The 13,402-nt window shown below is 68.7% G+C and carries 5 protein-coding genes; 1 reads left to right on the plus strand and 4 read right to left on the minus strand.

Features of this window, described 5'->3' with window-relative positions; all coding sequences use genetic code 11:
* Positions 1-77 precede the first annotated feature (77 nt).
* The 3 genes from ACZZZN_RS13075 to ACZZZN_RS13085 form a co-directional block, all read right to left on the minus strand.
* Complete coding sequence (locus tag ACZZZN_RS13075) at positions 78-6,455, minus strand: hypothetical protein (RefSeq protein WP_463505569.1); 6,378 nt, start codon at positions 6,453-6,455, stop codon at positions 78-80.
* A gap of 365 nt (positions 6,456-6,820) precedes the next feature.
* Complete coding sequence (locus ACZZZN_RS13080; protein ID WP_463506597.1) at positions 6,821-8,590, minus strand: glycoside hydrolase family 3 protein; 1,770 nt, start codon at positions 8,588-8,590, stop codon at positions 6,821-6,823.
* Positions 8,591-8,592: 2 nt separating this feature from the next.
* Positions 8,593-9,891 carry an MFS transporter gene (locus tag ACZZZN_RS13085; RefSeq protein WP_463505570.1) on the minus strand — a complete coding sequence of 433 codons (1,299 nt, stop codon included), beginning with the start codon at positions 9,889-9,891 and terminating at the stop codon, positions 8,593-8,595.
* 139 nt (positions 9,892-10,030) lie between these two features.
* On the opposite strand from ACZZZN_RS13085, the gene ACZZZN_RS13090 reads away from it, so the two are divergent.
* A complete protein-coding gene (locus tag ACZZZN_RS13090) occupies positions 10,031-11,368 on the plus strand; it encodes a TetR/AcrR family transcriptional regulator (protein WP_463505571.1) in 1,338 nt (445 codons plus the stop codon).
* Here ACZZZN_RS13090 and recQ read toward each other — a convergent pair.
* Positions 11,329-13,374 carry a DNA helicase RecQ gene (recQ, locus tag ACZZZN_RS13095; RefSeq protein WP_463505572.1) on the minus strand — a complete coding sequence of 682 codons (2,046 nt, stop codon included), beginning with the start codon at positions 13,372-13,374 and terminating at the stop codon, positions 11,329-11,331. The two genes, ACZZZN_RS13090 and recQ, sit on opposite strands and share 40 nt — an antisense overlap.
* Between the last annotated feature and the right edge of the window lie 28 nt (positions 13,375-13,402).

Below are 13,402 nucleotides of genomic sequence, written 5' to 3' on the forward strand. Positions count from 1 at the left end.
TCCCATACCTTCTCATCACCGAAGGTCGGGACCGCCGCATTGACGGCCCCGACCTCTCAGCGTTTCTTACTCAGTACTCACTCCGTGTCGACGAGCGGCCGGCGTGAACGTGCGAGCCGCATCGTTCCCAGTCCGAGCATCAGCAGCAGCGCCGCCAGTGCGATCCATCCGCCCTGCACCTCTCCACCCGTGGTGGCGAGGCCCGCCGCCACGACCTGGAACGTCGTCGAGATGCTGCCGGAGGTGGGTCCGGTGAGCGTCACGGTGTGGGTTCCGAGGTCGTTGTCGGCCGGGATCGTCCAGGTGAACGAGACCGTGCCCTGCTCGTTCGCCACCTGAGTGCCGAGCGCGAGCGGGTCGGAGGTCATCACACCGGTGACCACCTCGCCCGGCCGGAAGCCGGTTCCGATCGCCGTCTGCTGCTCACCGCGCTCGATCACCGGGACCACGACTCGGATGCCGAGCTGCTGCGCCGGGTCGGCACCCGCGTCGGCCGAGGCCGAAGCCTGTGCCGTCGCGGAGGCGGATGCCTCAGCCGAGGCTTCCGCCGAGGCGTCGGCCGCTGCACTCGCGGAGGCCGTCGCCGACGCCGAGGCGTTGGCGGCCGCTGCCGCAGAGGCGTTCGGATCGGCATCGGCCGAGGCCGAGGAGTCTGCCGCACTGGTCGACGTCGCGTCGTTCTGCGCCGCAGCCTGCGCTGCTGCCGCCGCCGCAGCGGAGGCGTTCGCGTCGGACGTCGCGGTGGTCGAGGCGTCGGTCGACGCGTCGTCGGTCGCTGCCGCCTGCGCTGCCGCGTTGGCCGTCACATCTGCCGCCGCAGAGGCCGAGCTCGTCGCGTCGGCGAGTGCCGCAGCCTCTGCCGCGGCCTGCGCCGAGGCATTGCTGTCGTCATCCGCCTGCGCCGATGCCGCCGCCGAGGCCGAGGCGTTGGTGTTCGCCTGTGCTGCGGCCGCAGCCTCGCTCGACGCATCCGTCGACGAGTTCGCGATGGCCGCCGCATCCGCCGCCGACGAGGCATTGGCGTTCGCGACCGCCGAGGCCTGAGCCGCGGTGTCGTCGGACGCATCTGCCTGAGCCGCCGCCTGCGCCGCGACAGCGGCGTTGGCGTTGGCCGCCGAGGTCGCGTCGGCCGTGGCCGCCGTCGATGAAGTCGCCGTGGCCGCCGACTGCGCGGCTGCTTCGGCCGCAGGATCAGCCGCAGCCGAGCCCTCAGACGTCGCGTCTGCGAAGGCCGCCGCCTGCGCGGAGGCTTCGGCGACCGCAGCCGTGGTGGCATCGGCGTTCGCGGAGGCAGAGGCCGAAGCCGCCGCGTTCGCGTTCGTCGAGGCATCCGCCGAGGCGTCGTCGCTCGCATCCGCCACGGCTGCAGCCTGGGCTGCCGTCGAGGAGTTCGCGTCTGCGACTGCCGAGGCCGAGGCATTGGTGTCGTCCGAGGCATCAGCCTGCGCCGCCGCCTGAGCCGCGACTGCTGCCTGAGCGTTGGCGTCGGAGGTCGACGTGGTCGAGGCGTCAGCCGACGCGGCGGTCAGTGCCGCTGCCTCAGCCGCCGATTCGGCGCTCGCATCCGCCGCAGCCGACGCGGTCGAGGTGGCGTCGGCGAAGGCCGAGGCCTCGGCCGCGGCCTGTGCGGAGGGGTCACCGTCTGCCGTGGCGTCAGCGGATGCAGAAGCGGAAGCTGCCGCATTCGTGTTGGCCGAGGCTTCGGATGACGCATCCGTCGACGAGTCGCTCGTCGCCGCCGACTCCGACGAGGCCGCGGAGTTCGCATCCGCTGCCGTCGACGCCGAGGCGTTCGCGTCGTCCGAGGCGTCTGCCTGCGCTGCCGCCTGCGCGGCGGTCGCTGCCGATGCGTTCACATCAGAGGTCGCGTCGGTCGATGCCGCCGACGAGGCGTCGGGGGTGGCTGCAGCCTCTGCTGCCGCCGTCGCGTCTGCCGTGGCTGCCGCCGAGGCATCCGATGTCGCGTCGGCCAGAGCCGCGGCCTCCGCCGCAGCCTGGGCGGACGGGTCACCGTCTGCGGTGGCGTCTGCCGACGCGGATGCCGAGGCAGCCGCGTTGGTGTTGACGTCACCCGGGTCGCCCGCCGTCACCTCGGTGGTGTCGGTGGCCGTGATCGCGCCTGCGGTCGCCGTGATCGTGTAGCCGGTGGCCGGCGTCGCATCAGCGGGGACTGCATAGACGGTGGCGAAGGCTCCGAAGCCGTCCGTCGTCACATCGACGGGTCCGCCCACATCAGCGCCACCGCCGGGGGCGGTCAGCTGCAGCGTCACCGTGGTGTTGATCGGCCAGCCGGATCCCGTGACCGACAGGTTGGTGCCGGCCGGGACAGAAGCCGCCGCGTCGACGACGACTGCTGCCGCCGTGACCTCGGTGGTGTCGGTCGCGGTCTGCGTGCCCGCCGATGCCGTCACGGTGTAGCCCGTTCCCGCCGGCGTTCCGGCCGGAACCGGGTAGTCGAGCGTGAAGGCACCGAGCGCGCCGGTCGTCACGGTCTCGGGTCCGCCGATGGTCGCGCCGCCGGGAGCGGTGAGCTGCACCGTGATCAGGGTGTTCGCCGGCCACCCGGCGCCCGTCACCGTCAGGTCGGTTCCCGCCTCGACCGTGTCAGCAGCATCCACTGTCGCGGCTGCGGTGATCTCGGTCGTGTCGGTCGCGGTCTGGGTGCCCGCCGTTGCCGTCACGGTGTACCCCGTGCCCGGCTCAGCGTCGGCCGGAACCGGGTAGTTCAGCGTGAAGCCACCCGTTCCGTCGGTCGTGACCGTCTCGGGACCACCGACCGTCGCACCACCGGGAGCGGTGAGCTGCACGGTGATCTCGGTGTTCGCCGGCCAGTTCGTGCCGGTGATCGGCAGAGCTGCTCCGGCCTGAGCCGTGTCCGCAGCGTCCACCGCGGCCGCTGCCGTGATCTCCGTCGTGTCGGTCGCGGTCTGCGTGCCCGCCGTCGCCGTCACGGTGTACCCCGTACCCGGCTCAGCGTCGGCCGGAACCGGGTAGTTCAGCGTGAAGCCACCCGTTCCGTCGGTCGTGACCGTCTCGGGACCACCGACCGTCGCACCACCGGGAGCCGTGAGCTGCACCGTGATCTCGGTGTTCGCCGGCCAGTTCGCACCCGAGATCGGCAGGTCGGTCCCGGCCTGAGCCGTGTCCGCAGCGTCCACCGAGGCGGCCGCCGTGATCTCGGTCGTGTCGATCGCCGACTGTGCGCCGGCCGTGGCCGTCAGCACATATCCGGCGCCTGCGACAGCGGATGCCGGAACCGGGTAGCCGGTCGTGAAGGCCCCCGTGCCGTCGGTGGTGACCGTCTCGGGTCCGCCGATGTCTTCGCCGGTTCCGGGTGCGGTCAGCTGCAGGGTGATCACGGTGTTCGCGGGCCACGTGTTACCGGTGACCGGCAGATCCGTTCCGGCCTGCACGGTGTCGGCTGCATCCACGACCGGCACCGGAGCCGCCGTCACCTCGGTCGTGTCGGTCGCCGTCTGTGGGCCTACGTTCGCGGTCACGGTGTAGCCGGTCGCAGCGGGGGTACCTGCGGGAACCGGGTAGTCGAGGATGAAGACGCCCGCGCCGTCGGTGGTCGCCGTCTCGGGGCCGCCGATCGCGCCGCCACCGGGAGCCGTCAGCTGCACCGTGACATCGGTGTTCGCCGGCCAGTTCGATCCGGTGACAGCCAGATCGGCACCCGCCTGCACAGCCGGCGCGGCATCGATCGTCGCTGCTGCGGTGATCTCGGTGGTGTCGGTCGCGGTCTGCGTGCCGGCTGTCGCGGTCACGGTGTATCCCGTGCCCGGCTCAGCGTCGGCCGGAACCGGATAGTTCAGCGTGAACCCACCTGCACCGTCGGTCGTGGCCGTCTCCGGTCCACCGACCGTCGCACCACCGGGAGCGGTGAGCTGCACCGTGATCTCGGTGTTCGCGGGCCAGTTGGCGCCCGTGATCGGCAGAGCGGTTCCGGCCTGAGCCGAAGCCGCAGCGTCCACCGAGACCGCGGGAGTGACCTCGGTCGTGTCGATCGCCGACTGTGCACCGGCTGTCGCCGTCAGCACGTACCCGGCGCCTGCGACAGCGGATGCCGGTACGGGGTAATCGGTGGTGAAGGCACCCGTGCCATCGGTCGTGGCCGTGATCGGGTCACCGACGTCTTCGCCCGTGCCGGGAGCCGTGAGCTGGAGGATCACGTCGGTGTCGGCCGGCCAGGTGTTGCCACTGACCGCCAGATCCGTTCCGGCCTGCACGGCAGGAGCTGCATCGACGACCGGCACGGGGGCCGCGGTCACCTCGGTCTCGTCGGTCGCCGTCTGCGCACCGGCCGTGGCCGTGACCACGTATCCAGCGGCGGCAGGAGTCCCTGCCGGCACCGGGTAGGCGAGCGTGAAGACACCCGCACCGTCGGTCGTCGCCGTCTCAGGACCGCCGATCGCGGCGCCGCCGCCGGGAGCGGTCAGCTGCACCGTGACGAGGGTGTTGCCCGGCCAGTTCGAGCCGGTCACCGCGAGGTCAGTGCCCTCCTGCACCGCAGGCGCCGCATCGATCGTCGCCGCGGCCGTGACCTCGGTGGTGTCGGTCGCGGTGACAGCACCATCGGTCGCCGTCACCGTGTAGCCCGCACCGGGAGTCGTGGCGGCGGGGATGAAGAAGTCCGTCGTGAACGCTCCGTTGACATCGGTCGTCACGACGATGGGGTCATTGACGACCCCGCCACCGGGAGCGGTGACAGCGATCGAGACGTCGGTGTTCGCCGGCCAGCCGGATCCGGTCACGGGCAGGCTGGTGCCTGCAGGCACGGTATCGGCCGCGTCGATCGCGGCGACCGCTGCGACAGCGGCCTTGACCGTCGAGGAGCCGAGATCGAGCTCGACGCCTCCGCCCACGGCGGGGAGCAGGTCGATGCCGAGAGCGCGGACCGTGAAGCTGTCGCCGGCGATGTCGCCTGGTTCGTTCTGCTCGTTGATCGTGATCGTCGCGACACCCGAGAGCACGCCCTGGAGCACAGGATCGAGGGTGCCGAGGAGCGGGCCGGTGGTTCCGGCGAGTGTGGTCTGCAGACTCGGGACGACGCCGTTGAGCACACCATTCACCAACGGTCCGGTCGTGCTGCCGATCGCACCAAGAACCGCACCGAGTACCGGGTCGATGATCGTATCGAGATCGAGATCGATACCGAGCAGGTCGATGTCAGCGCCCACGTCAACCGGCTCAAGGTCTGTGCCGGCGAACTGAGCCAGGGTGCCCTGCACTGTCACAGTTCCGCTGGCGATCGGGACGAGCACGGTGAGGTCCACATCAACCGCGAGCGTCACCTCGAGAGCGTTGAGGGCTTCCGTCAGGATGGTCGACAGCTTGCCGTTCAGGCTGTTGGGGTGGGTTCCCGTGAGTGCAGACGTCACCCCCTGCTGGATCGCGGATATGGTCGATGCTGAGAGTACGGGTGTGTTTGCCGGAAGACTGTTCAGGTCGGCTCCGGCCTCCGTCTCGACCAGAATCTTGGCGAGGTCGACCGAGATCGTTCCGGTCTCGAGGTTGACGAACACCGACCCGGTCGTGTTCTCGAGCGGAGTGCTGAGAACCTGTGCCGCAACGTTCGCGCCGATGGTGTCGAGCCCGGCGATCGAGACATCGGAATCGGTTGCGTTCACGCCGATTACCGGGATGCCGACCGCTGAAAGACTGAGTGCTTCGAGCGTCGATGTCACAATGCCGAGCAGCGAGTTGAGTGCACCGCCGGGTTCGACGAGGGCGTTCACTGGCGCAATGGCACCTTGAACGGTCGTATCGAGGGTGTCTGCGAGGCCATCGAGGAGCTGGCTGTGAAGGTCGACGCCGAGATCCGCGATGCGGTATTCGGACGCGACGACGTCTTCGTTCGACTCGGCGCTCGAAGCGAGTGCGCCGATGCTCACGGATGCCTCGTCGACGATGCCGTCCGTCACGCCGTCAAGCCCGAGCTGGTCGAGCAGGCCTGTGAGTTCGAGGCTAGCGGGGCTGCTACTGCCGTCGATCGCGCCGGTGTCGATCGCGCCACCCGAGGTGATCGTTCCCGACGACGCGATCGACTGCGTCTGCGAGGGCGAGGAACTGTAGCTCTGCGTGGTTCCGAGGTCACCGAGCTGCAGAAGGCCGGAGTTCGTCCCGTTGGACAGGAGCGGCAGGTTCACCGCCCCGATCTGGAGGTTCAGCGCTTCGAGCGCTGTGACATCGAGTCCGCCGAGCTCTGGACCTGCCGCGGCCGGGTTGCTCGTGAGCGTGTGCCCGAGCGATGCGATGTCCAGTCCACCGAGCAGCGGCGCGGGCAGCTGGATGATCTGCCCCTGCGCGACTGACGGATCATTCGGATTCGCTGCATCGAGCGCATTCGCCGCCGATGGGACCAAAACACTCGCGAGGACGACCGCGGCGGCTGTAGCGCCGGCGATTCCCCCTCCGATGGCTCTGCGCGTGCGCAGAGTCTTCCCCTCCATGTTGCCCATTCGCCTCTCCCGTGATGCAGATAATCCGCGTCATAGGCCCTCCCCAGGTGTCGACGACTTCATCGACAGAGCGCATGTGGGAAAAGTATTGCCGTTTCTCACGGCCAAAGTCCAGGTTTTGTCTTAAGGCAACCCGTCAGAGGGAGACGTTTTGAGACAATCTGCAACTTGACTGGGCGTTCAATCAACTTAACGTAGATCTGAATATCCGTTCAATCAACAGAATGCCCAGGGGTGAATCGCTGTTCGTCATCGGCGTGTCGCAGCGTCGACCGCGCTCGCGACGTGGGGCGGCAAGACGCAGAACGCCCCGCAGGAGTGAAACCTGCGGGGCGTTCGGGGCGCTGAGGAAGGCGCTAGAAGGTGAGGCCGTGGCCGAAGCGGAAGAGCGGATCAGCCGTGTCGAACGGAACATCCGGCCGCGCGGCCTCGACTGCCGCCATCGATCGCGGAAGGTCGAACGGGAGTCGCCCTCCGGCGCTCGATCGGCCGCTGAGAACGTCGAGCAGTGCGGCACCGGACGCACCCCAGTTCACGGTGACCGCGGCCGCCGCATCCGTGATCGGCTCGAGGATCGGCGGGCGATCCGCGAGCACGTCGACGACGGTGGGCACCTGACCTGCGATCTCGCGGACGTGCTCGACGACCTCCGCGGCGAAATCGAGGGATCCCGCGTGGAAGAAGTTCTCGAAGGTCGTGTCTCTCTGCTCGAACGGTGCCTGCAGACGGATGATCGCGAGATCGGCCTCGGCAGGCGTGGTGACGACCTCGCCGTACGTGGCGGCGACCGCCGCATCGACCCCCTCTACGTAAAGCTTGATCCCGGAGGCGAAGGGCAGGGCGCCGTCATTCGTCAGCACGGTGATCGAGGCGCGCTGCGCCTCTTCACCCGCGGCACGGAAGTCGGCACGGCCGACGATCCGGTCGGCGGCATCCTCGTCGACGAACGGGTTCTCGAAGAGACCCAGCTCGAACTTCTCGCGCAGGATCCGTCGTGCCGAGACATCGAGCCGGTCTTCCGAGACAGAGCCGTCCGCGACGAGTTCGAGGAGCAGTTCGGGACAGTCCTCACCGCCGAACTGGTCGACACCGGCATCCAGGACCTTGAGCATCCGCTCGCGCGGAGTCAGCGACTCGACGCCCCACGCGCGCGCAGGGAAGGGCTGGCCGAAGATCTCCGCGTCGTTGATCAGGCCCCAATCGGTGCACACGAGGCCGTCGAAGCCGAAGCGCTCTCGCAGCAGCCCCGTGATCACTGACTTGTTGAATCCGAACCCGACCTCTTCGAACTCGGTGCCGACGGGCATGCCGTAGTACGGCATCATCTGACGCGTGCCCGCGGCGATGGCATCCTCGAACGGCTTCAGGTGCAGCTCGAACTGACCGCCGGGGTAGACCTGCTCGCGGCCGTAGGGGAAGTGCGGATCCTCTCCGTCCTTCTGCGGCCCACCACCGGGGAAGTGCTTCGTCATGGTCGATACGGAGCCCGGCCCGAAGGACCCCCCCTGGAATCCGCGAATATATGCCGTACCGAGAATGCCCGCGAGTTCGGCGTCTTCCCCGAACGTCGCCGTCTGCCGGGCCCAGCGCGATTCGGTCGCGAGATCGACCTGCGGATGCAGCGCGACGCGCAGGCCGACGGCCGTATATTCCTGACGAGCGATATCAGCGAACCGCTCCACCAGCTCTGGGTCGCGCGCGGCCGCGAGCCCCAGCGTCTCGGGCCACTGCGAAAACGGCCCGGCGAGGATCGATGCGCCTGGGTTCTCGCTGAACGAGTGCCGCGGATCGGTCGACAGGGTCACCGGGATCCCGAGGCGAGTCGACGCCGCGAGCCGTTGCAGGGCGTTCTGCCATGCGGCGATCTCCCGCCCGGTGGGAGCAGCGCCCAACAGGTTGAAGTGCGTCATCTGCTTGACGTCGACGAAGTCGCGGGCGCTGGGCGTGCCGAAGATCGGGTTCTGCTCGTCGAGGTCGCCGATCGCGATCATCGTGTGGAAGAACAGCCCTGCCTTCTCCTCCACGGTCATCTCCGCGAGAAGCAGCTGCACACGCTCGTCGACCGGCAGGGCCGTGTCGAGCCAGGGACGCTCGGTGGTCGCGTCGATCGAGTTCGCATCGGCCATGGTCACTTGACCCCCTTGATGCGGTACACGAGCACGGCGCCCGCGAGCGCGACCAGCGCGCCGAAGAGGTACCAGGTGGTGTAGCCGCCGAGAGGAGTGGCGGCGCCGATCGCGATGATGCTCGGAGCGATCGCCGGCGCGATCGACTGCGGGAGCGCGTTGGCGATGTTGAGGACGCCGAGGTCCTTCGCCACGTCGTCGGGATTGGGGAGCACCTCGGTGGCGAGGGCGAGATCGACGGACAGGAACGATCCGGCTCCGAGACCGATGATCGCCTGAGCCACGATCACGATCGCGATCGAGGGTGCGAGGGCGAGGATCACGAGCCCGACGACCATGATCAGCCCGGCGATGGCGACGAAGGGACGCCGCTTGCCGATCTTGTCGGAGAGGAAACCACCGAGCGGCGCAGAGATCGCCATGGCCGCCATCGAGGCGAGGTTCGCGAGGAGGATCGTGCTCACCGCGCCCTGCTCGTCGAGGCCGAACTTGGTCACGAGGTAGAGCGGCAGGAAGGTCGCGATGCCGGCGTAGCCGAACATCACGAAGAACTTGGTGAGCCAGGTCCAGCCGAAGTCCGGGTGCTTGCGGGGGTTGAAGACGAAGGAGCCGAAGAAGGTGCCGATCGTGAAACGGGTGGCGGGCTTTTCGGTCAGGCGGCGGTCCTTGAGGGTCAGCACGAAGATGACGACGAGGATCAGGGCGATCGCACCGGGCACGACGAACCGCTCGAAGTCACCGGGAAGGAAGTTCACGATGAAGCTTCCCGCGAGGATGCCGAGGGGAGTCGTGATGCCGATGATCCCCGAGACCTTGCCGCGGCTGGAGACGGGCACCTGGTCGGGCAGGGTCGCGTTGGCGGCGGCGAGCACCGCGTTCATGGATGCCTGGACGAGGCACCAGGCCAGCAGGACGACGAGCACCGAGGTGGCGGCGCCGATGATAGCGAAGCCGCCGAGTCCGACGATCGCCCCGCCGAGGATCCACGGTCGACGCATGCCCCACTTGGAGGTCGTGCGGTCGGAGAGTCGCCCGACCAGCGGGTTGGCGATGAGCGCGAAGGCCGCACCGACTCCCATGACGAGACCGAGGCTTCCCTCGGTGTTGACCGGGTCGAGGCGCTGGATCTTGAACGCCATCGACACCATCACCGGGGTGAGCAGCGCCAGATACACGCCGAAGTTCACCGCGGCGAGTCCGGGCGCGTACCCGCGGGGAGTTCTGCGGGGCGTGGTGCCGGGCGCTTTGAAGCCGGTCGTTCCGACGGCGGCCGCAGTCGCGGCCGATGACAGCTCTGTCATGAAGGGGGGTCCTCTCGAGCACAGGTGCGCCGATCCTCCGCGATCGGCGTCGAAAGACGACGATACAGCAAAACCGACCGTGTGGTAACTGAATGTCGACCGATTGGTAATGAGCGAGAATGGGAGGGAGGGGGCATCGATGATGACGACGGCAGCGACCGGGTCGCGACAGGCGCGCGCAGCGGAGACGCGCGTGCGGATCGTCGACGCCGCCCGCGAGCTGTTCGTCTCGAACGGCTACCGATCCACGTCCCTGCGTGACATCGCCGCAGCGGCATCCGTGAGCCACCCCGGTCTTCTCGGACACTTCGCCTCGAAGGATGATCTCCTCGCCGAGGTCGTCGCCGGCTTCGAAGACGAGAACGAGAAGGCCTTCGACCTGATCGCCGCCGCGTCCGAGCCCGGTGAGCTGATCTTCGCCGAGGTCGCCCGGCGCAATGCGACCGCACCCGGATACATCGAGCTGTTCGCAGCGCTCACCGGCGAAGCATCCGCGCCGGATCACCCCGCGCACCAGCGCATGCGAGAGCGGTACGCGCGTCTTCGAGCGATGACCTCCGAACTGTTCGAGGACGCCGTGCTGCACGGGACGATCGACGCGGATCGCGACGTCGACGACGAGACCGTGCGGCACATGGCCGGCTGGGACGGACTGCAGCTGATGTCGCAGTATCTGCCGGAGCGCGTCGACGTGGTCGGGATGCTCGAAGAGCGCGAGGCGCTCTGGGCTCTGCCGCTCGCCTGGCGAGACCCCGCGCAGCCGCCGCGTGCCGAGGACGCCGCCGGACCACTGCCCGCACTCATCGAGACGACGGTCGGAGTTCCGTCGGAGATCGACCCCGGGTATGCGGTCGGGCGACGCCGCCGGGCCCAGATCCTGGTCGATGCCACGCGACTCTTCTCACGCACGGGATACGGCGACACCAGTCTTCGTGACATCGCCGAGGCGGTCGGGGTCTCGAAATCGACGCTGCTGCACCACTACTCCTCGAAGGAACAGTTGCTCAGCGCCGTGCTCTCGGAACGCGATCGCTCGATCCAGGAGCGCACCTCAGCCGACCAGCACACGCGAGCGATCGATGCTCTGCGCTCGACCCCCGAGGGCGCTCAGGTGAACGCCCTCGACGAGCCGGGCCTCATAGAGGTCTATGCGGTGCTGTCATGTGAAGCGGTACCCGCAGCGCATCCGGCTCACGCCTACTTCGCCGAGCGCTTCCGTCGCGTCATCGATCATTTCGCCGGGCTGTTCGCGCTCGCGCAGGTCGACGGCGACCTGCCGGAGCATCGTGACCCCGAGCATGAGGCGATCTGGCTGCTCGCACTGTGGGACGGCCTGCAGTACCAGTGGCTCTACGACCGCAACACCGTCGACGTCGCCGCGCACCTGCGAGCCCATCTGGACGATGTGCTTCCCCGGGGTGAGCACCGCAGTTCCGGTCAGGCGGCCGCGATGACCGCGAGCACTCCCTCGCCGTAAGCATCGCGCTTCTTGGCTCCGATGCCGGTGATGCCGTCGAGATCGCCCAAGGTTCCAGGACGATGCTCGGCGAGCGCCCGCAGCGTCGCGTCTCCGAAGACGATGTACGCGGGCACGCCCTGTTCGCGAGCCGTCTCGGCGCGCCAGGCTCGCAACGCCTCGAAGAGGCCGCGATCGGTCGCATCGAGAGCATCCGCCGCGCTCGCCTTGCGTGCTCGTGGGGTGGATGCCGGGCGCCCGATCGTGTCTTTGCGCAACGGCACCGGGGTCTCGCCCTTCAGCACTTCCCCGGCCTGCTCACCCGGAGCGAGGGTGCCGTAGTCACCCTGCGCGGCGATGATGCCGCGGGCGAGCAGTTGCCGCACCACGCTGCGCCAGTCCTGGTCTGAGAGGTCGGCACCGATGCCGTAGGTCGCGATCTTCTCGTGGCCCTGCTGCCGGATCCGCTCGGTCGAGGCGCCTCGGAGGATATCGATCAGGTGTCCGGCGCCGAACGCCTGGTTGCGCTCCCGCTTGAGCCGCACGATCGTCGAGAGGAGCTTCTGCGCGGGCACCAGTCCGTCAAAGGTCTCGGCGGTCTCGAGGCAGGTGTCGCAGTTGCCGCAGGGCTGGGATTCCTGGCCGAAGTAGCCGAGCAGGTTCTGCCGACGGCACTCGACCGTCTCGCACAGGGCGAGCATCGCGTCGAGGTGCTGTCCCAGACGCATCTTGAAGGTGCGGTCGCCCGGGCTCTGGTCGATCATGCGCCGCTGTTGCACGACGTCGCCCAGACCGTAGGCCATCCAGGCGATCGACGGTTCGCCGTCACGCCCCGCACGACCGGTCTCCTGGTAGTACCCCTCGACGGACTTCGGCAGGTCGATGTGCGCGACGAAGCGCACGTCCGGCTTGTCAATGCCCATCCCGAACGCGATCGTCGCGACCATCACGACGCCGTCTTCGCGGAGGAAGCGCGACTGGTTCTTCGCGCGCACCTCGGCGGGAAGACCCGCGTGGTAGGGCAAGGCGTCGAAGCCCTGCGCCGCGAGATAGGTCGCCGTCTGCTCGACCGACTTGCGGCTGAGTGCATAGACGATGCCCACCGAGCCCTCGGGCTGCGCACGGATGAAGGCCACGAGCTGCTTGCGCGGGTCGACCTTCGGCACGATCCGGTACTGGATGTTGGGACGGTCGAAGCTCGCGACATAGTGCTTCGCGGCGTCCAGGCGCAGCCGCTCGGTCAGTTCCTTGTGCGTGGCACGCGTGGCGGTCGCGGTGAGCGCCATGCGCGGCACACCCGGGAACCGCTCGCCGAGATCGCCGAGTGCGAGGTAGTCGGGGCGGAAGTCATGACCCCACTGCGACACGCAGTGCGCCTCGTCGATCGCGATCACGCTCAGGGTGCCGCGCTGCAGAAGTGCCGTCGTCTGCGGCGACGACAACCGCTCGGGTGCGACGTAGATGAGATCGAGCTCCCCCGCGACATACGCGCGCTCGACCTCACGACGCTCGTCGATCGACTGGGTGGAGTTGAGATACGCGGCGCTCACACCGTTGGCACGCAGAGCATCGACCTGGTCGTGCATGAGGGCGATCAGAGGGCTGATCACGAGCCCGGTGCCCTCGCGCACGAGTGCGGGAACCTGGTAGGTGACACTCTTTCCGCCACCGGTCGGCATGAGCACGACGGCGTCGCCGCCGCCGATCACATGCTCGACGATCGCGGCCTGATCACCACGGAAGGCGTCGTATCCGAAGACCGTGTGCAGCGCCTCGGCCGCGGTCGGGTACCGGCTGGGGGTCGCCCGGCGTGCTGTCGGAGCGGATGCGGCCGTCGCCTGTCGCGCCGGGGTGACGGGTCCCGGACCCCAATCGAGCGGAGGCTCATACCCCGCGCCCTGCGGCTCCCAGTCCATGGGCTCGGGGGGCTCCGACGGCTCCCATCCGGCGCCGTCCCACGGCTCGTCCGCCCCTTCGACAGGCTCAGGGACCCATCCTTCATACGGGTCACGGGGAGTCTTCGGCATCCCTCCAGCGTAACGACCCCCGCCGACC

It is taken from the genome of Microbacterium sp. AC145 (assembly GCF_979258505.1).

What these genes read in the sequence shown, in the direction of transcription:
- ACZZZN_RS13075 (WP_463505569.1), bottom strand. Translation starts at nt 6,455, where the DNA reads ATGGAGGGGAAGACTCTGCGCACGCGCAGAGCCATCGGAGGGGGAATC.
- ACZZZN_RS13080 (WP_463506597.1), bottom strand. Translation starts at nt 8,590, where the DNA reads ATGGCCGATGCGAACTCGATCGACGCGACCACCGAGCGTCCCTGGCTC.
- ACZZZN_RS13085 (WP_463505570.1), bottom strand. Translation starts at nt 9,891, where the DNA reads ATGACAGAGCTGTCATCGGCCGCGACTGCGGCCGCCGTCGGAACGACC.
- ACZZZN_RS13090 (WP_463505571.1), top strand. Translation starts at nt 10,031, where the DNA reads ATGATGACGACGGCAGCGACCGGGTCGCGACAGGCGCGCGCAGCGGAG.
- recQ (WP_463505572.1), bottom strand. Translation starts at nt 13,374, where the DNA reads ATGCCGAAGACTCCCCGTGACCCGTATGAAGGATGGGTCCCTGAGCCT.